The 22,772-nt window shown below is 72.9% G+C and carries 23 protein-coding genes and 2 pseudogenes; 11 read left to right on the forward strand and 14 right to left on the reverse strand.

Annotated features, from left to right (window positions below; genetic code table 11):
- Positions 1-687: 687 nt before the first annotated feature.
- The 5 genes and pseudogenes from GA0070618_RS07775 to GA0070618_RS07795 all read right to left on the reverse strand — a co-directional run.
- Positions 688-993 (reverse strand): annotated as a pseudogene (locus GA0070618_RS07775) (hypothetical protein); the annotation flags it as partial.
- Positions 994-1,004: 11 nt separating this feature from the next.
- A complete protein-coding gene (locus tag GA0070618_RS07780; protein WP_088981039.1) occupies positions 1,005-1,547 on the reverse strand; it encodes a hypothetical protein in 543 nt (180 codons plus the stop codon).
- 243 nt (positions 1,548-1,790) lie between these two features.
- Positions 1,791-4,154 carry a sodium-translocating pyrophosphatase gene (locus tag GA0070618_RS07785; protein ID WP_088981040.1) on the reverse strand — a complete coding sequence of 788 codons (2,364 nt, stop codon included), beginning with the start codon at positions 4,152-4,154 and terminating at the stop codon, positions 1,791-1,793.
- A gap of 373 nt (positions 4,155-4,527) precedes the next feature.
- Positions 4,528-4,962, reverse strand: a complete 435-nt coding sequence (locus GA0070618_RS07790) for an ATP-binding protein (RefSeq protein ID WP_172900271.1) — start codon at positions 4,960-4,962, stop codon at positions 4,528-4,530.
- Positions 4,962-5,318: an STAS domain-containing protein gene (locus GA0070618_RS07795; RefSeq protein WP_088981042.1), complete on the reverse strand. Its 357-nt coding sequence runs from the start codon at positions 5,316-5,318 to the stop codon at positions 4,962-4,964. Before GA0070618_RS07795 ends, GA0070618_RS07790 begins: the two co-directional genes overlap by 1 nt.
- A 142-nt stretch (positions 5,319-5,460) precedes the next feature.
- Here GA0070618_RS07795 and GA0070618_RS07800 point away from each other — a divergent pair, with 142 nt between their 5' ends.
- From GA0070618_RS07800 to GA0070618_RS07810, 3 genes are all read left to right on the forward strand, one after another.
- Entirely contained in the window at positions 5,461-7,809 is a 2,349-nt protein-coding gene (locus GA0070618_RS07800; protein WP_143740439.1) for a DEAD/DEAH box helicase, read from the forward strand.
- Between the two features lie 58 nt (positions 7,810-7,867).
- Complete coding sequence (locus tag GA0070618_RS07805) at positions 7,868-8,071, forward strand: hypothetical protein (protein WP_088981043.1); 204 nt, start codon at positions 7,868-7,870, stop codon at positions 8,069-8,071.
- A gap of 183 nt (positions 8,072-8,254) precedes the next feature.
- Positions 8,255-8,833, forward strand: coding sequence for an LURP-one-related/scramblase family protein (locus GA0070618_RS07810; RefSeq protein WP_088981044.1), 579 nt, complete (start codon positions 8,255-8,257; stop codon positions 8,831-8,833).
- 31 nt (positions 8,834-8,864) lie between these two features.
- On the opposite strand, the gene GA0070618_RS35310 is transcribed toward GA0070618_RS07810, so the two are convergent.
- From GA0070618_RS35310 to ssd, 7 genes are all read right to left on the reverse strand, one after another.
- Positions 8,865-9,281, reverse strand: a complete 417-nt coding sequence (locus GA0070618_RS35310; protein WP_088985361.1) for an Rv3654c family TadE-like protein — start codon at positions 9,279-9,281, stop codon at positions 8,865-8,867.
- A gap of 151 nt (positions 9,282-9,432) precedes the next feature.
- Complete coding sequence (locus GA0070618_RS07820; protein ID WP_331253154.1) at positions 9,433-9,897, reverse strand: TadE family type IV pilus minor pilin; 465 nt, start codon at positions 9,895-9,897, stop codon at positions 9,433-9,435.
- Positions 9,898-9,950: 53 nt separating this feature from the next.
- Positions 9,951-10,106, reverse strand: a complete 156-nt coding sequence (locus GA0070618_RS07825; RefSeq protein ID WP_172900371.1) for a DUF4244 domain-containing protein — start codon at positions 10,104-10,106, stop codon at positions 9,951-9,953.
- Positions 10,107-10,143: 37 nt separating this feature from the next.
- Positions 10,144-10,758, reverse strand: a complete 615-nt coding sequence (locus GA0070618_RS33960; protein WP_231931813.1) for a type II secretion system F family protein — start codon at positions 10,756-10,758, stop codon at positions 10,144-10,146.
- Positions 10,759-11,039: 281 nt separating this feature from the next.
- Positions 11,040-12,164 (reverse strand): type II secretion system F family protein, encoded by a 1,125-nt coding sequence (locus tag GA0070618_RS35315; protein WP_331253129.1) that lies wholly within the window; start codon positions 12,162-12,164, stop codon positions 11,040-11,042.
- Positions 12,161-13,399 carry a TadA family conjugal transfer-associated ATPase gene (locus tag GA0070618_RS07840; RefSeq protein WP_088981047.1) on the reverse strand — a complete coding sequence of 413 codons (1,239 nt, stop codon included), beginning with the start codon at positions 13,397-13,399 and terminating at the stop codon, positions 12,161-12,163. Before GA0070618_RS07840 ends, GA0070618_RS35315 begins: the two co-directional genes overlap by 4 nt.
- The gene (ssd, locus tag GA0070618_RS07845) at positions 13,396-14,493 is read right to left on the reverse strand and encodes a septum site-determining protein Ssd (RefSeq protein ID WP_088981048.1); all 1,098 of its coding nucleotides are present in this window, start codon (positions 14,491-14,493) and stop codon (positions 13,396-13,398) included. Before ssd ends, GA0070618_RS07840 begins: the two co-directional genes overlap by 4 nt.
- A 296-nt stretch (positions 14,494-14,789) precedes the next feature.
- Between ssd and GA0070618_RS34575 the strand changes: the two genes are divergently transcribed.
- The gene (locus tag GA0070618_RS34575) at positions 14,790-15,449 is read left to right on the forward strand and encodes a hypothetical protein (RefSeq protein WP_231931651.1); all 660 of its coding nucleotides are present in this window, start codon (positions 14,790-14,792) and stop codon (positions 15,447-15,449) included.
- A 210-nt stretch (positions 15,450-15,659) separates the two neighbouring features.
- On the opposite strand, the gene GA0070618_RS07855 is transcribed toward GA0070618_RS34575, so the two are convergent.
- Entirely contained in the window at positions 15,660-16,493 is an 834-nt protein-coding gene (locus tag GA0070618_RS07855; protein ID WP_088981049.1) for an alpha/beta fold hydrolase, read from the reverse strand.
- Between the two features lie 73 nt (positions 16,494-16,566).
- Between GA0070618_RS07855 and GA0070618_RS07860 the strand changes: the two genes are divergently transcribed.
- The gene (locus GA0070618_RS07860; RefSeq protein ID WP_231931652.1) at positions 16,567-17,691 is read left to right on the forward strand and encodes a sigma-70 family RNA polymerase sigma factor; all 1,125 of its coding nucleotides are present in this window, start codon (positions 16,567-16,569) and stop codon (positions 17,689-17,691) included.
- A 106-nt stretch (positions 17,692-17,797) separates the two neighbouring features.
- Here GA0070618_RS07860 and GA0070618_RS07865 read toward each other — a convergent pair whose 3' ends face one another.
- A complete protein-coding gene (locus GA0070618_RS07865) occupies positions 17,798-18,079 on the reverse strand; it encodes a hypothetical protein (RefSeq protein ID WP_088981050.1) in 282 nt (93 codons plus the stop codon).
- A 226-nt stretch (positions 18,080-18,305) separates the two neighbouring features.
- Between GA0070618_RS07865 and GA0070618_RS07870 the strand changes: the two genes are divergently transcribed.
- From GA0070618_RS07870 to GA0070618_RS34585, 6 genes and pseudogenes are all read left to right on the forward strand, one after another.
- Positions 18,306-18,857, forward strand: a complete 552-nt coding sequence (locus GA0070618_RS07870) for an RNA polymerase sigma factor (RefSeq protein ID WP_088985365.1) — start codon at positions 18,306-18,308, stop codon at positions 18,855-18,857.
- Positions 18,844-20,097, forward strand: coding sequence for a hypothetical protein (locus tag GA0070618_RS07875; protein ID WP_088981051.1), 1,254 nt, complete (start codon positions 18,844-18,846; stop codon positions 20,095-20,097). The genes GA0070618_RS07870 and GA0070618_RS07875 overlap by 14 nt, the downstream gene beginning before the upstream one ends.
- Positions 20,098-20,136: 39 nt before the next feature.
- Positions 20,137-20,511, forward strand: a pseudogene (locus tag GA0070618_RS34580) (hypothetical protein); the annotation flags it as partial.
- 77 nt (positions 20,512-20,588) lie between these two features.
- On the forward strand, positions 20,589-21,596 hold the full coding sequence (locus GA0070618_RS07885; RefSeq protein WP_088981052.1) for a hypothetical protein: 1,008 nt from the start codon (positions 20,589-20,591) through the stop codon (positions 21,594-21,596).
- Positions 21,597-21,618: 22 nt separating this feature from the next.
- Positions 21,619-22,398, forward strand: a complete 780-nt coding sequence (locus GA0070618_RS35320; RefSeq protein WP_331253130.1) for a replication initiator — start codon at positions 21,619-21,621, stop codon at positions 22,396-22,398.
- On the forward strand, positions 22,283-22,756 hold the full coding sequence (locus tag GA0070618_RS34585; protein ID WP_331253131.1) for a hypothetical protein: 474 nt from the start codon (positions 22,283-22,285) through the stop codon (positions 22,754-22,756). The genes GA0070618_RS35320 and GA0070618_RS34585 overlap by 116 nt, the downstream gene beginning before the upstream one ends.
- Positions 22,757-22,772: the final 16 nt, after the last annotated feature.

Raw genomic sequence — 22,772 nt, forward strand, 5'->3', positions numbered from 1 at the left:
GCTGTCCCCTACCCGACAGCAGGCCAGGCCATGCGTGGGACGCCGAGGCAAGATCGTTCGGATGGCGCGGCGGGCGGCCACACCCGGTCCGGTTCGCACTTTCTGCGGGCGAGTCGCTACTTACAGTCACCGACACTAGGCCGGACCGGACGGCCATCCGGTCACCGGTGCGGCCACCGGTCGGTCACCGACCAGCTCGGCCAGCCGGGCCAGACGCCGCCGCCCGCTGATCCGGTAGGCCGGCCCCTCCGCTCCGGCGTCGAGGAACGTCGAGGGGAGTCCGACGGCGGCCAGCGCCCGACCGACGGTCTCCCAGCAGGGCTCGTCGGCCGGGCCGAGGTGCAGCCGGAAGCCGGACGGTTCGGCGACCCCCGCCGCGGCCACCCAGAGCCGGAGCCGGCGGCCGTTGAGATGGAAGGTGGCGGGAGGCCGCTTGCGCACCGGATCCTCGGCAGCGGCCGGTGGACCCGCCACGCGGCCGTCCCCGTCCGGTCGCCCGCCTGCACCGTCGTCCCCGTCCGGTCCACTGCCCGCCCGGTCGGCCCCGTCCGGTCGCCCGCCTGTTCGACCGTCCCCGTCGGGTCCACTGCCCGCCCGGTCGGCCGCGTCCGGTCGCCCGCCTGCACCGTCGTCCCCGTCCGCCGTCGCGGCACGGGACGCCGGGGTGCCCGGCGGCGGCCCGTCGGGCACCGGGCCGTCGGAGAGCCAGGACGCCGCGAGCGGGGCCAGGGCGCTGGTGTACGAGGTGCGAACCCGGTGCCCGTCCCCGGTCGCCTCCCAGCTCGCGTTCAGTCCACGCCGGGCCAGCTCGGCGACGAGCACGTGCACCCGCCAGGCGACGTCCACCACGACCGACAGCCGGGCGGTGCCGCCCATCCGGACGATCTGGGCCGGCCCGGCGAGCAGTCCGGCCAGGTCGGCGGGGGACGGGTCGGCCGCCTCCGTACCGAACAGGGAGAGCTGCCGGACCGGACCGGGACCGGTCGGCGCGTCGGATGGCGGCGTCAGCGACACTCCGGGACCTCGTCGAAGGCCTGTTTGAGTTCTTCCGAGTTGAGCTTGCTGGTGTCCAGCGCGCTCGCGTCGTACTCCTTGTTGAGGGTGTCCACGGCGGCCCGTACCCCGTCGTAGAACGCGGCCGGCTGGCCGGTGCCCAGCCCCGCGATGGTGCTCCGCGCCCGGCCGTAGGCGTCCCGGACCTTCGCCAGCGAGTCGAGGAAACCGGCCGAGACCTGCTCGCCGTGCTCGGTGTCCGGCACGCCGGCCGCCTCGACCGCACGGCGGGCGGTCTCGCTGGCCTCCTCGGCCCCGGCGAAGAGCCGGACCAGGTTCTCCCTGGCCTGCGCGGGGGTGGTCTGCGCGGTCATCTGCTGCTGGGTGCTGCTGGTGAGTTTGTTGATCTCGATACGCCAGGGGGTGAGGGCCTCGCAGACCGTCGCGGCCCAGACCCGGGGCGTCGGACCGGCACCGCACGCACCGGCCACGAGGACGATCGTGGCCAGGACCACCGTGAGCTTTCCGGCGGTCGCCGCCCGGCACGTACGCATGCGTTGCAGCGTACGGCCTCCGTCGTGATGCGCCACCCACCCGTCGATGCCGACCCGGGGTCGACCCGTCCGGGCCGCCCGAGGGCGGACCCGCTCCGGTCACCCGGCCGACGGGGCCGCCGGGTCCGGTGATCGACGGACCGTCGTAGCTCCGGTCATCGACGACCACCGGGGTCCCGGACATCGACGGAACCGCCCGGTCCCCCGGCCGGCGGCGTGCCGACCGGGGAACCGGGGCGCGACTCAGGCGCGGACCGGCTCCGAGCGCTGGTCCGGGCTGCCGGACGCGGTGCCGCCCGAGCCGCCGTCGGCGTCGGACATCGTCACGCCCTTGCGCTTGCTGAGCAGCACCGCCGCGACGATGACCAGCGTCGCCACGACCGCGATGGTCACCCGCAGCGGGGTGTTCCGGTCGTCGCCGATGCTCCAGGCCACCACGGCCGGGGCGATCAGCAGCGAGACCAGGTTCATCACCTTGATCAACGGGTTGATCGCCGGGCCGGCGGTGTCCTTGAACGGGTCACCGACGGTGTCGCCGATCACGGTGGCGGCGTGCGACTCGGAGCCCTTGCCGCCGAACGCGCCGTCCTCGACCATCTTCTTGGCGTTGTCCCAGGCGCCGCCGGAGTTCGACAGGAAGACCGCCATCAGCGTGCCGGCGCCGATCGCCCCGGCCAGGTACGACGCGAGCGCGCCCGGCCCGAGGCCGAACCCGACCGCGATCGGGGCCATGATGGCGAGCAGGCCGGGGGTCATCAGCTCGCGCTGCGCGTCCCGGGTGCAGATGTCGACGACCTTGCCGTACTCCGGGCGCTGGGTGCGGTCCATGATCCCGGGCAGCTCGCGGAACTGCCGGCGGACCTCCATCACCACCGCGCCGGCCGACCGGGAGACGGCGTTGATGGCCAGACCGGAGAAGAGGAAGACCACCGCCGCGCCGATGATCAGGCCGACCAGGTTGCGCGGGTTGGCGACGTTGAGCGCGTTCAGGATCTCCGCGCCGACGTCGCCCACCCCCGCGTCGGAGTACGCGGTGCGCAGCGTGTCGGTGTACGAACCGAACAGCGCGGTGGCGGCGAGCACCGCCGTGGCGATGGCGATGCCCTTGGTGATCGCCTTGGTGGTGTTGCCGACCGCGTCCAGTTCGGTGAGGATGCGCGCGCCGTGCTCGTCGATGTCACCGGACATCTCGGCCACGCCCTGAGCGTTGTCCGAGATCGGGCCGAAGGTGTCCATGGCCACGATGACGCCGACGGTGGTGAGCAGGCCGGTGCCGGCCAGCGCCACCGCGAACAGCGAGAGGGTGATCGAGCTGCCACCGAGCAGGAACGCGCCGAACACGCCGGCCCCGATGAGCAGCGCCGAGTAGACCGCCGACTCCAGGCCGACGCTGATGCCGGCGAGGATGACGGTGGCCGGGCCGGTCTGCGAGCTGCGGCCGATGTCCTGCACCGGGCGCTTGTCGGTCTCGGTGAAGTAGCCGGTCAGCGCCTGGATGGCGGCGGCGAGCACGATACCGATGACCACCGCGCCGATGGCGACCAGACGCGGGTTCTGGTCGGCGTCGGTGAGGCCGCCGTCCAGGTCGGCGAAGCTCGCCGGCAGGTACGCGAAGGCGGCGATCGCCACCAGCACCGCCGAGATCACGGCGGAGAGGTAGAAGGCCCGGTTGATCGCGGTCAGGCCGGAGCGGTCCGAGGCGCGCAGCCGGGTGATGAAGACGCCGATGATCGCGACGAGCACACCGATGGTGGAGATGATCAGCGGGAAGACCAGCCCCTCCTCGCCGAACGCGGCCCGGCCGAGGATCAGCGCGGCGACCAGGGTGACCGCGTACGACTCGAACAGGTCGGCGGCCATGCCGGCGCAGTCACCGACGTTGTCGCCCACGTTGTCGGCGATGGTGGCCGCGTTGCGCGGGTCGTCCTCGGGGATGCCCTGCTCGACCTTGCCGACCAGGTCCGCGCCGACGTCGGCGGCCTTGGTGAAGATGCCACCGCCGACCCGCATGAACATGGCCAGCAGCGCGGCGCCGAAGCCGAAGCCCTCCAGGACGGTCGGGGCGTCACCCCGGTAGACGAGGACGACCAGCGCCGCGCCGAAGAGGCCGAGGCCGACGGTGAGGAAGCCGACCACGCCACCGGTGCGGAAGGCGATCTTCATCGCCGCCTCGCGACCGCCCTGCCGCTCCCGGGCCGCGGCGGCGACCCGCAGGTTGGCGCGGGTGGCCAGCCACATCCCGGCCCCGCCGATGAAGGCGCTGAACGCCGCGCCCACGACGAAGAAGGCCGACCGGCCGATCTTCACCATGGTCTCGCTGCCGTCGGTGTCGTGCACCGGCAGCAGGAAGAGCAGTACGACGGCGACGACCACGAACACCGCGAGTGTCCTGAACTGCCGGAGCAGATAGGCCGAGGCGCCCTCCTGGACCGCCCCGGAGATCTCCTGCATGTTGGTGGTGCCCTTACCGGCTGCCAGTACCGCCTTGGTCAAGGCGGCGGCGAAGACGAGCGCCACCAGCGCGATGACCGCGGCGATGACGACGTACGACACGTTGGCGCCGGTAAGGGAGAGCTCGCCGCCGTCGGCGGCCAAGATCCCGGACATCTGTGTCCTCCTGTACCGAACACTCGCGCCGGCCGATGGGACGTACCGACCGGACGCCTGGATGCGGACTCGCAAGCGGAGCCAGCCCACCACCGGGACGCGGACAGCGAAGATCAGCTATAGCCGCTGGTGACGGGCGGGACACTTGCTGACAACTCGCGTACTGTAGCCCCATCCAGTGTCGGAGGTCACACCGAGGGTACGCCTCATGTGGATGATCTTCATCGCTGTGATATGTGAGGAAATCTGATATAGGCGGGCGTCACGACAAGAAGGTCGTGTCCCCGCGCGGGGACACGACCTTCGGTTGTCTGCTGTTCGTCGGGGCTCGGCGGTCTGCTGTTCGAGGACTTCGGGGCTTCGGGGGTTCCGGTCAGCGACCCACGGGCCAGACCATCCGCACCTCGGTGCCGATTCCCTCGTCGACCGGCCGCACCTGGAGGTCCTCGACGAAACCGGCGAGCAGGGCGAAGCCCACCCCGGTCGTCAGCGCCTCGTCGGTCAGCGACTCGTTCGCCAACTGGTCGGCGTCCAGCGCCGCCAGCCCGAGACCAGCCTCGATCGGGGCGCGGTCGACCACCCGCACCGCGTACGTCCCGCCGTCCGACATCTCCACCAGCACCGGGGCGGGGATGTCGTACTGCCGGTGCAGCGCGACCGCCCGGGTGCACGCCTCACCGATGGCGAGCCGCACCTCGTCCAGCAGATCCTCGCGTACGCCGGCACGCCGGGCGACCGCCACCCCCACCAGGCGGGCGGTACGGACGTGGACCGGCGCGGGCGAGAAGGAGAGCCGGACCGTCGCCATCACGCCCCCGGGGCGGACGGGTCGGCGGCGATCGCCGCGGCGACCGTCGGGTGGAGCGGGAAGACCTGGTCCAGCGCGGTGATCCGGAAGATCTTGAGCAGCGGCTCCTTGTCGCAGACCAGGGCGAAGCTGCCACCGACCGACCGGAGCCGCTTCAGCGCGCCGACCAGCACCCCCAGACCGGTGGAGTCCAGGAAGTCGACCCGGCCCAGGTCGACCACGACCTTACGGGCACCACCGTCGATCAGTTCGATGAGCCGCTCACGCAGGCGGGGGGCGGTGTAGACGTCGACCTCACCGCCGACCTCGAGCACCGTGTGCTCGCCCTCGCCGTGGGTCGCCAGCGACAGCTCCATCGGTCCTCCCTCGCAAGAGCCGCAAACTCTCCTGGGCATCTAACCATCTCCGCCGCCGCGCCGAGCAGGTCACCGGTGGCGGGCACCTCCTTACCCCGGGCCCGGGTGGTCGAAAGCCGGTCCCCGGTGCGAGAGTGCCAGGGTGACCACCGCCGCCACCGTGTCGACCGGCTCCGGTCCCGGGCGTTCCCCGGCCGAGCTGCTGCGCCGGTTGCGCGCCCGGAGCGTCGCCGACCCGGTCACCCACGTCGAACGGGTGCCGTCCCGGCCCGGGATACCCGTGCCGTGGCCGGAGTGGGCCACCCCGGAACTGCGCGCGGCGTTCGAGGGTCGCGGCGTGGTCGCGCCGTGGCGGCACCAGGCCGAGGCGGCGAGCCTGGCGTACGACGGTCAGCACGTGGTGGTCGCCACCGGCACCGCGTCCGGCAAGTCCCTGGCCTACCAGCTTCCCGCGCTGGCCACCCTGCTGGCCGACCCCCGGGCCACCGTGCTCTACCTCGCGCCGACCAAGGCGCTCGCCGCCGACCAGTTCCGTGCCGTCGCCGGGCTGGAGCTGGCCGGGGTACGCCCCGCCTGCTACGACGGGGACACCCCGCGCGCCGAGCGGGAGTGGATCCGCCGGCACTCCCGGTTCGTGCTGACCAACCCGGACATGCTGCACCACGGGATCCTTCCCGGGCACGCGCACTGGTCCGGCTTCCTGCGCCGGCTGACGTACGTGATCGTCGACGAGTGCCACACCTACCGGGGCGTCTTCGGCTCGCACGTCGCCCACGTGCTGCGCCGGCTGCGGCGGCAGTGTGCCCGGTTCCGGGCCACGCCGACGTTCGTGCTGGCCTCGGCGACCTCCGGTGACCCGGCGACCGCGGCCGGACGGCTCACCGGCCTGCCGGTGGCCGCGGTGACCGAGGACACCTCACCGCGCGGCGGGGTGACCTTCGCCCTCTGGGAGCCGCCGCTGCTGCCCGCCACCGCCGACGACGCGTCGCCGGACCTGACGCCGACCCGCCGGTCGGCCCTGCGCGAGACGGCCGACCTGCTCGCCGACACGGTCGCCGAGGGGGTACGCACCCTCGCGTTCGTCCGGTCGCGGCGGGGTGCCGAGGTGGTGGCGAGCACCGCCCGCCGTGCCCTCGACGAGGCGGTGCCGGGGCTCGGCGCGCGGGTGGCCGCCTACCGGGCCGGCTACCTGCGTGAGGAGCGGCGCGAGCTGGAGCGGGCGCTGCTCGACGGCGACCTGCTCGGGCTGGCCTCGACCAACGCGCTGGAACTCGGGGTCGACCTGGTCGGGCTGGACGCGGTGCTGATCTGCGGGTACCCGGGCACCCGGGCCTCGCTCTGGCAACAGGCCGGTCGGGCCGGACGGTCCGGTGGCGAGGCGCTGGCCGTGCTGGTGGCCCGGGACGACCCGCTCGACACCTACCTGGTGCACCACCCGGAGGCACTGTTCGGGGCACCGGTCGAGGCGACCGTGCTCGATCCGGCCAACCCGTACGTGCTCGCCCCGCAACTGGCCTGCGCGGCGGCGGAGGCCCCGCTGACCCCCGACGACCTGGACCTCTTCGGCGACGGGGCGAAGGAGGCGGTGGACGCGCTGGTCGCTGCGGAGGCGCTGCGGCAGCGGCCGACCGGCTGGTACTGGCGGCACCGGGAACGACCGGACGTGGACCTGCGCGGCGAGGGGGGCGCCCCGGTCTGCGTGGTGGAGTCGGCGACCGGACGCCTGCTCGGCACGGTCGACGGCGGCTCGTCGCACTTCCTGGTCCACCCCGGCGCGGTCTACCTGCACCAGGGCGTCTCGTACGTGGTGGACGAGCTGGATCTGGCGGACGGCTGCGCGCTGGTGCACGCCGAGGAGCCGGACTGGTCCACCCACGCCCGGGACGTCACCTCGTTGTCGGTGGTGTCGGTCCGCTCGTCCGTCGACGCCGGCCCGGTCCGGTTGTTCCTCGGCGAGGTCGACGTGACCAGCCAGGTCGTCTCGTACCAGCGGCGGCGGCTCTCCTCCGGCGAGGTGATCGACACCCGCCCGCTGGACCTGCCGGCCCGGGAACTGCGGACGGTCGCGGTCTGGTTCACCGTCACGCCGGAGGCGCTGACCGGGGCGGGGGTGGAGCCGGCCGACGTGCCGGGCGGGCTGCACGCCGCCGAACACGCCGCGATCGGCCTGCTGCCGCTGGTGGCGACCTGCGACCGGTGGGACATCGGCGGACTCTCCACCGCGCTGCACCCGGACACCGAGGCCCCCACGGTCTTCGTGTACGACGGCCACCCCGGCGGGGCGGGGTTCGCCGAACGGGCGTACGGGACGGCGACGGCGTGGCTGCGGGCGACCCGGGACGTGATCGTCGAGTGCGGCTGCGAGACCGGGTGCCCGTCCTGCGTGCAGTCCCCGAAGTGCGGCAACGGTAACAACCCGCTCAGCCGGGTGGACGCGGTACGGGTCCTCGACGTGGTGCTGGCCAACCTGGCCGACAGGACGCAGGAATAGACCGCTCCCGTTCGGGGCATCTGCTCTGGGAGCGCTTCCATGCCCCCGAGGAGGAGTCGTGGCCGACACCATCGCCGAGACCGTCGACCTGCTCTACACGGTCGACCAGGAGAACCTGACCCGTGACCAGCAGATCGCCCTCGGCGCGGCGCTGGCCCAACTTGCCCAGGCCGAACGGCTGGAACAGATCAACGAACGCCTGCGTGCCATCCACCAGGTCCTCAACAGCTGGGCCCTGCGCGCCACCACCGACCCCCGTTGACTTCTGCTCCCGCCCCGGCGCAACCAACCGTGACGTACGCACCGCCCGAGGCGTCGCGGTGCCGATCTGACCATCAGCTGCGGTGCCGATCTGATGATCGGTCGCGGTGTCGATCTGATGATCGACTGTGCCGGTGGGTAAGAGGTGTGCGAGAGTCGGGCGCATCGGACGGAAGGAACCTTCATGCAGCTCAACCAGCTCCAGGCCCAGCAGCGGTTCCACATTCGGCAACGTCTGCGGTTCATGGTCAACCAGTACGAGGTCCACGCGGTCGCGCCGGACGGCTCGGAGGGCGGGCTGCTCGCCTTCGCGCAGCAGAAGCGGCTCGCCTTCAAGGAGCAGGTGACCATCTACACCGACGACAGCAAGCAGCAGCCCCTGCTCGGCTTCAAGGCCCGCCAGCGGCTCGACGTCGGGGCCACGTACGACGTCACCGACCACCTCGGCAACCCGATCGGGCTGTTCCGCAAGGACTTCGCCCAGTCGCTGCTGCGCTCCACCTGGCACGTCGAGCAGCCCGGCCTGCCCCCGACGACCGGCCAGGAACGCAGCATGCCGGTGGCCCTGCTGCGACGCTTCGTCGAGTCGCTCTCCTGGCTGCCCTACCACTTCGACTTCACCGCCGGTGGCCAGCCGGTCTTCTCGGTGGTCAAGCAGTGGGGGCTGCGCGACCGGTACACCGTCGAGGTGGCGCACCCGCAGATCGACCGCCGCCTCGTCATCGCGATGGCCATCGGACTGGACGCCCTCCAGGGCCGCTGACCCCGCCGCCCCGGAGTGCCCGCGTTCCGGCTCAGCCGCGTAGCGGGCCGGCGCGGGAGGTGACGGCGGCCTTCCGGTGCAGCCCGGGGAGCGGGGCGACCGTCACCTCCGCCGTGACCTGGACGTCAAGTCCGTCCAGGTGGCACCCGGCCAGCCGGGCACCGTTGGCGGCGGCGAGTTCGGCGGCCCGGCGGCAGGTGGCCTCCTCGCCCCGGAAGCTGATGCCCGCCCCGGCCAGGGCCGCGAAGTCGGCCGCCACCCGCGCCTGCTGTCGAGCCGCACGGGCCGCCCCCACCGCCGCACCGAACAACCCGACCAGCAGGAGGACCAGGCCCACCGCGAGCAGCAGGATGCTCGCCCCACCCCGATCGGCCCGGCACCGGTGCCGCCCGGCGTGTGGGTTGGCCCGACACGGGTGCCGGCCGGCATGTGGGTTGGCCCGACACAGGTGCCGGCCGGCATGTGGGTTGGCCCGACACAGGTGCCGGCCGGTGTGTGGGTTGGCCCGGCACGGGTGCCGGCCGGTGTGTGGGCCGGCCGTCCGCGTCTCCTCGTTCCTCATGCCGATCAACCGCCACCCCCTCGTCGACATGGGACCGTCACGACGCGGGAAGCGGGACGCCGGGCTCGACGGCGGCCACGGCGGTCGCCGCCACCGTGATCCGGGGCAGGTTCGCGCCGAGCGTCCGCACCGGGGCCCGCACCGTCACGGTCACCCGCTCCTGACCGACCTCGACCGAGATGTCGGCCCCGGCCGGGGCGACCCGGACGCCGGCCGCCCTCCCGCTCTCGCCCCGGGAGGCGGCGAGCGCCGCCTCCCGGGCCGCGTCCAGACAGGTGGCCTTCGTGGTCGCCGCGCTGACCACGGTCAGCCCGGCCAGGAGCAGCAGCATCAGCGCCGGCAGGCCGGCCGCCAGTTCGGCCGTGAAGGAACCCCGATCACCACCGGCCGCCGCCTGTGCGGCGAGGGCCTCTCGGTCGCCACCGGCTCTCGCCCCGGCGACAGAGCCTCGGCCAGCACCGGCCGCCGTCCCGGCGACGGCTCCTCGACCGCCGACGGGCAGCGTGGTGACGTGTGGGGCACGGGCACGGGCACGGCCGACCCGCCGGCGCCCGGTCACTTCAGCGCCCGGTCAATCACCGCAGTCAACGCCGACTGCACGTTACCGCTGGTCAGGACCTTCAACAGGATGCCGGCGAAGGCGACGGCGGCAAGGGTTCCGACGGCGTACTCGGCGGTGTTCATCCCGGCGTCCCCGCGCAGGCGGGCCATCAGTTTACGCACGGTGGGTGTCCTTTCTCGACAGTTGTCAGAGCACGTCACCGAGGACGGCGACGATCACCGGCACCAGGCCGGCGAGAACGAAGGCCGGTAGGAAGCAGAGCCCCAACGGCAGCACGATCAGCACGCCCGCCCGACGGGCCGACGCCTCGGCGGCCACCGCCCGGTCGGTCCGCAGGTCGTCGGCGAGGCGGCTCAGGGCCCCGGACAGCGCCGCCCCGCTCTGCGCCGACCGGACGGCGGCGGTCACCAGTCGGTCCGCCCCGCTCACCGGGGTGAGGTGGGCCCAGGCCTCCTCCGGTGTTCCGCCCAGCAAAAGGGTGCGGCCGACCCGGCCGAGCCGGTCGGCGAGTGGCCCGCCGAGCGCTTCCGCCACGGCGATGACCGCCCGGTCCACGGGTGCCCCGGCCCGCATCGCCGCCGAAAGGAGGTCGGCGGCGAGCGGCAGGTCGGCGACCTCCACGAGCCGCCGGTTGCGGACGGCGGGCGGCTCGATCTTCCGGAGCAGCCGGTCGAGGAGCACCGCAGCCAGCACTCCCCCGGCCACTCCGGCCCACCCGCCGACGACCACCGTGACGGCGACGCCGGCCAGGCCGGCGCTGAGCCGGATGACGTCCGGCAGCCGTCCGGAGGTCGCCTTCACTTCCGCACCTGAAAGGCGTGCCCGCCGGCCGAACCGGCGGTGGATGCGCGGGTGTGTCACGGCGACGACCAGCGCCGCGACGAGCAGGAGGCCGGCCGCGGTGAGCTGTGCGGTACCGGCACCGGCCGGACCGGCGGCGACCACGGGACCGGGAGCGAGCACGGTGGAACCACCGACGGAGGTGGAACCGCCCGTCAGGACAGTGGCACCACTGGCCGGCACAGCGAAGCCGCCGGCCAGGACGACGTGACCGTCGGCCGGAACCGTGAGCAGGGCGCACATCAGGCTGCCCCACCCGGGGTGGCGCCGAGCCGTTCGGCCCAGAGCAGGCCGACGACCTGGAGCGCGGTGGCCGCCACCGCGCACCCGGCACCGACCGGGGTGTGCAGCAGCACCCGGAGCGGGTCGACGCCGATGCCGTACCCGAGGGCGATGCCGCCGAGCGGCAACGCGGCGAGCAGCCAGGCGGTGGCCCGGGCCCCGGCGGCCTGGGCGGCCGCAGCGGCCAGGCCACGGTCCATCACCCGCATGTCGGCCTCGATCCGCTCCACCAGTTCCGCCAACGGCGCACCCGTCCGGTCTGCCAGGCGGATCGCCGCACGGGTCAGCCGGTCGATCCGATCGGGGCCGACCGGCCCGACGGTGTCGGAGGTAAAGCGCTGCCGCCGGTCGGCCGGATCGGTGCCGCCCGGGACGGCGGGACCGTCGGCGGCGGTGCCCGGGACCGGCGGGCCGGGCTCCGGCAGGGCGGACTCCAGCAGGGCGGGCTCGTCGGTGAGGTTGGTCGGGACCGGCAGACCGGCCCGTAGGTCGGCGGCGAGCGCGCCGAGCTGATCCAACCGATGGCGGCGGAGCCGTTCCGCCGATCGGATCGCACGACGCCGGAGCAGGGCCCGCACACCGAGGGCGACGTACGCGGCAGCCACCACGGCGGCCGCCGGCCCGGCGAGCAGCCCGCCGCCGGCCGCTCCGACACCGGCCGCCAGAACGACGCTCCGCTTGCGCGACACCGCCCAGCGGCCGGTGAAGCCGCCACCGGCGTCGTCGACCTGTCGGGCGGCTTCGATGGCCGGCTCCGGTGGGGTCGGACCGCTCCCGGTGTGCCCACCGGCTGGAGCGGTGGCCGGCCCCACGGGGACGCCGGCCGGGCGGCACGGATCGCGGCGGTTGGGTGGTCCCGCCAGGGGCCGCCGACCGGTGACGCGCGACGGGCCGGACCGCCGGAACCCTGGGACGTGGGTGACGCGTCCCGAGTTGGCCGTCGTGTTCCCGTCGGCCGGCAGAGTGACGCGTCGCCCGGACCGGAACAGCGCACGGTACCGGGACCGCCCGGTGCCCGTCGGCCAGCCGATGACGACGGTGGCCACGAGCACCAGCGCCACCACCGGCCAGGCCGCAGTGCTCACGACGACGTCCCCGACGAGCCGGGCCACGGTTCGGACAGGATCTGCGGCACCGGCACGCCGCGCTGCTGGAGCAGCATGCCGAGGGTACGGGCCGCCGGCCCGGGACCGCGTCCGCGCACCCACGCGGGCACGACCGTGACCAGGCGGTCCGGCCCGTCGGGCAGGAGCAGCGAGACCGACTCCAGCACGCGGCCGCTACGCCCCCGCCGCATCTGGAGCAGCACCTGGAGGGCGGCGGCCACCTGGGCGTGCAGGGCCGCGCGGGGCAGCCCTCCGAGCAGACCGAGCGCCTCCAGCCGAGCCGGTACGTCCGACGGGGCGTTGGCGTGCAGCGTTCCGGCCCCACCGTCGTGGCCGGTGTTCAGAGCGGCGAGCAGGTCGACCACCTCACCGCCCCGGCACTCCCCGACCACGAGCCGGTCCGGTCGCATCCGCAGCGCCTGTCGCACCAGGTCGGCGAGGCCCACCGCGCCCGACCCCTCCACGTTGGAGGTCCGCGCCTGCAACCCGATGACGTGCGGATGCACCGGACGCAGTTCGGCGGCGTCCTCGACCAGCACGATCCGTTCGGTGGTCGGCACCAGCCCGAGCAGCGTGTTGAGCAGGGTGGTCTTGCCGGAGCCGGTGCCGCCGGTGACCAGGTACGCCAATCGGGCCGCCACGACGGCGGCGAGCAGCGGGGCCACCGGCCGGGACACCGTGCCGTGGTCCACCAGTTCGTCGAGGGTGAACGGACGCTGCCGGAACGTCCGCAGCGACAGGTAGGGCCCACTGGTCGCCACCGGAGGCAGGACGGCATGCAACCGGGTGCCGTCGGCGAGCCGGGCGTCCGCGAACGGAGAGCCGTCGTCGAGTCGCCGGCCCGCGCCGGCCGCGAGGCGCTGCGCCAACCGACGTACGTCGTCCACGGTGCCGACCGGGACGGCCACCTGCCGCAGGCCGTCGCCCCGGTCGATCCAGACCCGGGTTCCGTTGACCAGCACATCGGTGACCCGCTCATCGGCTAGCAGCGGTCCGAGTGGCCCGGCACCGACGAGGTCGTCGTGCACCCGGTCGGCCATCCGCAGCACCACCGTGTCACCGAGGACGGCGGCAGCGGGCTCGGCGCGCACCGCGGAGACGACCGTGGCGGGGGTGACCGGGGTGGCCTCGGCGGCGAAGCGCTGGCGTACCCGGGCGGAGAGTTCACCGACGACGGCGGCCGGATGGTCCGACGAACGGGGATGGTCCCTCATGCCGCGCCCTCCACGTGCTGACCGGTCAGGTCGGCGACGATGCGCTGGCAGAGGGCAGCGAGCGGGCCACGGCCGGTCGCCGCCGGAGCCTCGCCCCGTTCCAGGCCCCGCGGGATGCCCGGCTCGGGTCGCAGCGTGCCGGCGAGCGGCAGGCCGAGTGCCCGGGCCACCTCGGCGGCCTTGAGCCGACCCGGCGCGGGCCCCCGGACGATCACCGCGAGGTCGGTGCAGTGCGGCGCGGCGGAGGTGACCACCTGGGCCGCGGCGGCGGTGGCCCGCAGTTCGGCGGGGACCACCAGGAACACCCGGTCGGCGGCCTGGAGGGCGAGCACGGTGGCGTCGTCGAGCTGGCGGGGCAGGTCGACCACGACCATGTCCCGGCCCCGGCGGGCGGCGTCGAGCGTGGCGGCCATCGCCGGTGCGGGCAGCGGCAGCGGGTCGCCCCGGTCCCCGGAGAGGACCACCAGGTCCCCCCGGCTGGGCAGGGCCTGGACCAGGGCGGGCGGGTCGACTCGGCCGTCGGCGTCGGTGAGCGCCGGCCAGCGCAGCCCTTCCAGTTGCTCCCAGCCGAGCACCAGGTCCAGCCCGCCGCCGAGCGGGTCGGCGTCGACGAGGAGGGTCCGGAGCCGGGCCCGGGCGGCGGTGACCGCCAGGCCACCGGCGAGGACACTCGCGCCGGCTCCGCCCCGACCGCCGAGCACGGCGACCACCCGGGCCACGGCGTCCTGCTGTGGCACGCACTCGGCGAACCGGTCGATGAGCCAGGGTTCCGCCGTGGGAAGGGTCGCGACGTGTTCCGCGCCGATCAGCTCGGCGACCTCCCAACCGGGGTCGGCCGCGCCCGTGCGGCCGACCAGCACCAGCCGGGCCCGACGTGGCAACCGGGCCCGCAGGCACGGTTGCGCCTGGTCGCCCCCGACCAGCACCAACGGCGCCGGCGACCACCGGGCCCGGGCCGCCGCCGGGTCGGCGGCCACCTCCACCTCCGTACCGCCGGCTGCGGCGAGCCGGAGGAGGTCGTCGAGGAGGTCGACGTCCGCGGTGACGACCAGCGGAAGTCGTCGGCGCGGCCGGACATCGGTACGGGGTGGCATCGCGGCCTCCAGCAGTCAGGCTCGGGGGTGCTGCCGAGAGACTGCGCCGAGATGCCCCTCTCCCGCTGGTGCGACGGCCGTACCTGTGGACAACCGGAGCGCCTGTGGACAGCGCCCGTTCGGGAAGTCGATCTGCTATGGGGATGGCTGTCGGATCGTCTGTCCCCGCAGCCCCCGGCCGTGATCACGATTGACCGAGACCGAGGGGTCCATTGACGCATGCAAAGATCACATCTGGATAATCGTGGACTCGTGCCGCCTTTCCGGGGCTGCACCCGAGCGGAGATCGGCCACCCATGACTCGTGCGGAAGCATCCGGGCCACAGGAGACCGGCGGACGGCGGTTCCGCTCGCCCTGGTTGGCGTACTCGCTGGTGGCGGCGATGGTGGGAGTGGTGACCGGCACGGTGATCTGGGCGCTCGGCACCGCCACCGAGCCCGTACCCCGGCCGGTGGCCGACCCGTCGGTGCCGGCGCTCCCGCTGCCCACCTTCGTCGGCACGACACCGAGGCCGGCGGCAGCCCCGGCGCGGGCCGCCACGACGGCCTCCCCGACCGTCTCCCCGGCCTCCGTTTCCCCGTCACCGGGCAGTCCGACGCCATCCCGCGACCGGAACGCCACCGCGAGCGGCCGACCCACCTCCGCCCCGACCCGCTCTGCCACGCCGGACGTCGTGGAGCTGACCCCACTTCCTGCCGAGAAGGAACGCGACCTCCGCTCGGTCGACGGCGGAGCGGACACCACGGTCGAGTTCGTCAACCAGCGGACCGGACAGGTGACCGTCTACTGGCTGAACCACTGGGGGTACCGGGTGCGCGTCGAGCGGCTGTCGCCGGGCGAGTCCCACCAGCGGGACACGCAGGTCGGTCATCCCTGGGTGGTGACCGACGGCGACGGCCGGGCGTTGGCCGTCTACCAGCCGGTCGCCGCACCGGCCCGCGCCGTCGTCCGGTAGCACCCGCGCCCTTCGTCCGGTAGCGCCTGCGCCCTTCGTCCGGTAGCAACCGCGCCGTCGTCCGGTGTCAGACCGGGGGCGTTCTCCCGTGGTGGGCCGGGGTGTCAGGTGGTTGCAGGGGTCCCCTCCTCGGCAGAAAACGGTAGGAGGGGACCCCTGCAACCAACCACGCCGGCCCGTCGCGGTGCACCGCCCGGGTCGGCGGGTTCCTCACCCCTCGGCCAGAACCTCCCGGAGCCGGACGGCGAACCGCTCCGGATCGCCGACGAAGCCGATGTGGTCGCCGGGGAACATGGTCGGCGCCACGCCCAGCCCGGCGGCGAGCGCCCGCGAGGTCCGGTCGCAGAGTTGACCGGTGGACTCCTCCCCGATGCCGACCACGATCCGGGTCGCGCCGGCGCGCAGGGCCGCAAGGTCGGGCTGCCAGCGGGTGGTCGGGATCAGCATGTGCGCGTACTGGAAATGCTCGTCCGCCACGTCCTGCGGGTCGCGCTCACTGGCGAACATCGCCTCGGTCACCTCCTCGGGCATCTGGATGTTCGCCACGGCCAGGAACTGCCGCCATGCGCCGACCGGGTCACCGGCCAGGTACGTGGCGACCATCTCCTCGGTACGCGCCCGCAGTTCCTCCCGGTCGTCGAGCAGCTCGTCGACGGGAGGCTCGTGCGCGACGACGGTGTGCACCCCTCCGGAGTGGGCCTGCGCGAGCGCCAGCGCGGTGACCGCCCCGCCGCTGGAGCCGAGGACCGCCGCCGGTCCGGCGTCGAGGTGGGCCAGCAGCCGGGAGAGGTCGTCGGCGCGCATCTCGGGCGTCGAGTCCCGGTCGGGGTCGTCGACCGGGCTCCGGCGGATGCCCCGGGGGTCGGTGGTGAGCACGGTGTGGTCGACGGCGAGCAGGTCGGCCAGCGGCGCGAACGACGTGGCGTCCATCGGCGCGCCGACCAGCACCACCAGCGGCCCTCGCCCGCGTACCTCGTAGTAGAGGGTGGCGTCGGGGACGCGCAGGGTTCCGACGGTGGGTGCGCTGGTCGCGGTGCGGTTCATCAGGTCCTCCGGCGTGCGGTGCGGATCGTTCGGTCGAAGGGGTGACTCCCGCCGTGGGGCAGAATCGTCGCTCGTGGGGAACATTTCTCGAACCGCCCCGGACCAACTCGTGGACGTGTCGACCGATCCGGCCCCGGACCGGCCCACCGACGTGGCGAACGCTCCGGTCCTGGAGCGGCCCACCGACGTGGCGAACAATCCGGTCCTGGAGCGGGCGCGGGCCGGTGACGACGAGGCGTTCAACCATCTCGTCGCGCCGCTGCACCGGGAACTGCACGCCCACTGCTACCGGATGCTCGGTTCGACCCACGACGCCGACGACGCTCTCCAGGACGCCCTGCTGCGCGCCTGGCGGGGGCTGCCCCGTTTCGAGGGACGCGCCTCGCTGCGCTCGTGGCTGTACGCGGTGGTGACCCGCGTCTGCCTGGACACGGTGGCAGCCCGGGGCCGACGCGCTCTGCCGGTGGATCTCGGGCCGGCCAGCGACCGCGCCGTCCTGGGCGACGTACCGCTGGGTCGGGTCGCCTGGCTCGGTCCGTACCCGGATCGGGAGCTGGCGGACGGCCCGGCCCATCCGGACGCGCGCTGCGAGCAGCGGGAAGCCGTCGAACTCGCCTTCGTCGCCGCCCTCCAGGTCCTGCCCGGCAACCAGCGGGCCGCACTGCTGCTGTTCGAGGTGCTCGGTTTCTCGGCCGCCGAGATCGCCACCATGATGAACACTTCGACCACGTCGGTGAACTCGGCGCTCGCGCGCGCCCGCCGGCTCGTCGCGGACCGGGTCGGCCCGGCCAGCCAGCAGCACACGCTGCGGAAAATCGGTGACGCGCGGCTGCGGCAGATCGTCGACGGGTACGCCACGGCGCTGGAGAACGCCGACGCGGACGCCCTGGTCGCCCTGCTGACCGAGGACGTCACCTGGTCCATGCCGCCGCTGCCCGCCTGGTACACGGGCATCCGGGCGGTCACCGACTTCGCGGTACGGGTGCCGCTGACCGGGTGCGGGACGTGGCGCCACCTGCCCACGCACGCCAACGGGCAGCCCGCCGTGGCGAGCTACCTCGACGCCGACGGCTTTGGTACCCACCTCGCCTGGTCGATCAACGTGCTGACGCTGCGCGGCGACCGCGTCGCGGCGATCACCTCGTTCCTGGACCCCGGGGTCTTCCCCCACTTCGGCCTTCCGACCAGCCTGCCCTGATCCGGCAACTCGCCGGTCCCCACCAGGAGGCAGTCCCGGCGGCCCCGGGCGGTCCCGGCGGCCCCAGCGGTCGAGCCGGTGTCCGCCCTCGTGCCCGGAGTGCCGGTCAGTCCGCCAGGTATCCGGTGGCGGGGTCGATGCCGGCGAGGAAGTCGCGGATGTTCTGCTCCATCTCGATCCGGCTCATCACGGGGTCGGCCGGTCCGGAGAGCGTGAAGCCGTACTCGTGCGGCCCGCTGAGCCAGTCGAAGTCGTACACGCCGGGCTCCTCGGCACGCGTACGAACCCGGAAGTCCTGCCCGTCGACAGTGAGCAGGACTGGCTCACCCTGGTACCTGATGGTCCCCAGGTGCTCGGGTACGAGGCCCGGCTCCGCAGCGTCCCACATGGTTGCTCCTCTGCACGGCCAACGGGACGGGCCGCCCCCTCCGGGCTCGGCTTTCGGCCGTCCAGGGGTCATTGTGCCGGCCAGCGGGCCGTCGCTGACCGATCGCCGACTTTCTGCTCCGGCTGCACCGCTTCCGGACATGTTCCCGCTGGCCGGAATCTGTGACCGATTCTCCCGGAACCTCACACCCCGCTGGTGAGTGGGAGTTGTGGAGAGGGGGGTGACGGTGTCCGACGATGATCTGATCTCCGAGTTGTACGCAGGCTGTTTCCGGCGGCTGGTCGTCCAGTTGTATGCGGTGAGCGGGGACGTCAACGAGGCCCAGGAGGCAGTCCAGGAGGCCTTCGTCAGGGCGCTGGTCGCGCCCCGGCGGTTTGCCCGCCTGGAGAACCCGGAAGCGTGGCTGCGGCGGGTGGCGGTGAACGTCGTCCGCAGCCGACACCGCCGGCGCCAGGTGCTGAACAGGCTGATGCGCCGGATCGGCCCCTCACCCGTTGTCGTCGACCGATCCCCGGAGCACCTCGCGCTGCTGGCCGCCCTGCGCGAGCTGCCGGAGGGTCAGCGGCACACGCTGGCTCTCCACTACCTGGTCGACCTGCCGGTGACCGAGGTCGCAGCCACCCTCGGCGTCTCCGCCGGCACGGTCAAGTCCCGCCTGTCACGGGGACGGCAGGCGCTGGCGAAACTTCTCACCGACTCCGATCCCGACCCCGACGTCAACCCCGACCCCGACGTCAACGACTACGCGAACAACGGGAGAGCCGATGTCCGATCGTGAAATCACCGGGTTCGACGTCGACACGGTCGCCGCCGCCGTCCGGCAGCCACCTCTCGACGACCTCTGGTCGGCGGCCCGGGCCCGGCGGCGACGGCGTACCGGCGGGGTCGCGCTGGCACTCGTGGTGGTCTTCGCCGGCATGGCGGCCCTGCCGCTGGCCGCTGGCCCGCACCGGGTCGACCAGGCCGGTCCGACCCCGCTTCCGGAGGCCCGGGTGCGTGGCACTCAGCTCTTCATGACCGGTCCGGACTCCGCCGTCGGCGTCGACCAGGTCGGCAACGGGTGCACCCTGCGGTTCGCGCACACCCGGGACGGCGGCCGGACCTGGAGCGACCGGGACGCGGCCAGCTACCAGGCGGCGAGCTGCCCTCCGCTGGACCCGGAGGGGTATCCCCCGGTCTCCATCCATGAGTTCTCCGTCCTCGGCGAGCGCTCCTACCTGGTCCTCGAAGGCGAAACGTCCCGCCTCACCACCGACTACGGCCGGACCTGGCGGGACGCGGAGCAGGCGATGGTGACGGTGTCCACGTTCCCGCCGCACGCCCGTGCCGTCTTCTGTCAGGGAGGGTGTGGCGCACTGCGCCAGCCACTCGCCGTGGATCCCTCGACCGGGACGGTGTACCGGCTCAACGGAGAACCGCCCTCGCCCTATCCGCCGTCCAGCATCTACCCGAGTGCGGACGGGACGATCTGGGTGACCTACGGGCCAGGTGACGTCGGCGGCGTCATGGTCGTCGCCCGGAGCATCGACCGGGGTGCCACGTGGAACACCTGGCGACCAGTCAAGGGAGCGAACGTCGTCGCGGTGGCCGGGGTCAGCGGGCGGGAGGCGTACCTGCTGATCGAGCCTCCGCCGCCGCCCGGCGCCCAGCCGGTGGAGGTCACCGGTCCGTCTCAGGTGCTGCGCACCACGGACGGCGGAACGACCTGGACGGACGTCGGCACGGACCTGCCCTCGACACCGGCGAACAGGCCGTTCACCATCGGCTCGGACGGCAGCCTGCTGGTCGCCCAGTCGGGAACCACGTCGCCGGCTCTCGTCACGTCCCTGCTGGTGAGCCGGGACGGGGGCCGGCACTTCACCAAGGCACGGGAGTACCACGGGGGCGACGGATCGGTGGGGGCCGCACCCGGTCACGCCTGGCTCTACGGCCGGGACGACGAGTCGGCGATCGGCCCGGACCACGTCATGACCACCACGGACGGTTCTACCTGGGCCCGGTTCCCCCTTCCCGACTGAGCCGGACCGGTACAGGGTGATGCGGTTGTGCTGTGCTGTGGCCTGCAAGGGTTCGTCGCCCATCCCCGCCGGTGGGTGGTGGAGCGGACCCTGGCCTGGCTGACCGCCCACCGCCGCCTGGCCCGCGACTACGAAACCCACCCCGCCACCTCGGAGGCCATGATCCGCTGGGCCGCCATCGCCGGCATGCTCGCCCGCCTCACCCGAGGCGGACCCGCCACCCGCCGGCAACGCCGCACCTTCAACACACCCGACCGACAGAGAAGTGAAACACCCGACCGACAGAGAAGTGAAACGCGCTCTCAGGGCATAGGCGCCCTGCTCGCCTATGCCTCAGGTGATAGACCGGTAGAGCTGCGTATTCGATCGTGGCGAATTCCGGCGATTCGATGGGTTCGCGACGACTCTGTGTAGCACCTTTGGTGTCAGGCGCTGCTGGTTGGTCAAGATCGGGGCCTTCGAGAAGCAGTACCGTGCCCGATGATCGGTGGATGATCGCGGCAACCTGGCGGGTGGTGGGGCGGGCGTTTCCCGGCCCGAGGGTTCTGGCGGTGTGGGTGCTCGTGACTGCGCCGGCCCCATTGATCTTCTTCGAGGGGACTCATCCGTGGGAAGAGGACATCAAGGTTTCGACGGCGCTGTGGTGGGTCGTGGGGGCAGTGCCTGTGCTCGCTGCCGTGGTGGCAGCGAGATGGACCTGGTACACCGGTCAGCGTCGCGCTGCCTCGGCCGCGGTGGCGGCTGTCGTCGCGGCCACGGTGATCAGTGCAGTATTTGTGGGCGCGACGATGGCCGTCTATCGGTGGGTAATCCCGCTCACTGGCACGGCTCAGTGGTGGAGAGTCCTGTTCGGCAGCATTCCCTTGGCAATCTGCGGTGCGGCGGTCGGTCACCTGCTCGAACGAGGTCGGGTGCGGCGTAGCCAAGTGTCGACTCGACGTGGCTATGTCACTGGCGGAATTGTCGCCATGGTGGGTGCCCTTCTCGCGCAGCCGACAGTGCAACTTGGCGCTGAGGGCAGCACCGTGTCGTACGACCCGGTCGAGTACGGGACAGTGGGCCGGTATGCGGCCTCGGCCAATGAGCTGGGGGAATTGAGGCTGCCGGCGGCAGGCCAGTATGCGATCTTCGCGGTCGGCTTCTCCCCAAGCCATCCTGACTGCCAAATCATCGGCGCCGACCGGGCTGTCGTGCCGGCAAAGTTGATCACCATCGCGCCCGGGGACTACGGCGGTGACGCGGCCACCTATACCTGGGTCGCTTCCTTCGACGTTCCCGTGCCCGGTACCTATTCGCTGTCATGCCAGACCTACGACCAGCAGGCGTCGTACACCGTCGGAGAAGTCCCGCAGATCCGCGGAGCGGTGAGCGCGCTGATTCACTGGCCGCTGATCGCGATCTGTTTGCTCGGCGCCCTCCCTGGTCTGCTGATCATCGCGGAAACCGTCAGGCGACGTACCAGGCGCCGGTTAGCGCAAGGCGCGATGCCGGAGCTGTAGCCGTTTCGCGATTGGTCGGCCGATGGGGCCGTCGTGTCCGATCGCGGCTCAGTCCCTGGCTCAGGCGGTCAAGGTGACGGCGTGCGGTCGGCACGCGCGTACCGACTCCAGGTGCCGCCGACGGCGTCCAACCCGACGGCGTCAGGCCAGGCTTGCCCCCCGGCCGCGCACCGGGAAGGTCCACCAACGCACCACCCTCGGCTTCACCGGCCGGCGCGTCCTCGTCTCCCGCCAGTGGTCCGGCAAAACCCTCGCCGACCACCGCGCCGACAACCGGGCCTGGATCCGCGCCATCCTCGCCGGCGGCATGGCCGACACCAACCAACACGACCAGGCCGTCAACGAGGCGGACGGGCCGAAGCGGTACCGGTTCGAACTCGCCCGACCGGAAGACCCCGACGTGCCACCCCTGGAACACCGCCTCCTCTGCGCCATCTCCGCACGCATCCGCTGGCGCACAGACCTCGACACCGCCCGACTCCGGACAGCCGCCGTCGTTTCGGCAACCGGTGGTCGAGGTCGCGCCGGGCCGGTGGTTGGCACAGTGGCCCGACCGGGCCGGCGTCGAGCACCAAGCGGAGTTTCCCAGCGAGGCGGCGGCCGTGGCCCAGGTAGCGGCGGCGTACGGCGGGCTGCGCTTCCACGACCTGGGGCACTCGTACGCGACGTGGCTCGTGACCGACGGGGTGCCGATCAACCTCGTCCAGCGGGTGATGGGGCACGAGCAGGCGTCGACGACCCTCGACCGGTACACCCACACCCCCGACGACTACGCCGACCGGGTTCGACAGACCTTCGCTGACGATCTGCTGACTTTCCGGCCTGTCACGCGGTCCGATTCTGGATCGGGGGCGGAAGGTGGCGCTGACCGGGAACGTGAACCGGGGCTGGAAAAGGGACGACCCCCGTCGGGGGGAGACGGGGGTCGTCGGGGAGTTCGGCTCCGGGGGGGATTGAGCCGAACTCGCTCAGCGGTTACGGGGGGTGCAACCGCTGAGAGCCGGTGTTGTACAGATGTGAAAAGTCGTCGTAAGTACAAGCATGCCGTAGCAGACATGCTCACGTCGAGTGGCGTAACCTCCACTCCCTGCGAAATCCCGCCGACGCCATGTGACCGTGGTCACTCTCGCGAGGCGCCTTGGGAGCGTGTGCGCAGGTGAGTGAGGTTCGCCACCC

This window comes from Micromonospora echinospora, assembly GCF_900091495.1.
Taxonomy (GTDB): Bacteria; Actinomycetota; Actinomycetes; order Mycobacteriales; family Micromonosporaceae; genus Micromonospora; species Micromonospora echinospora.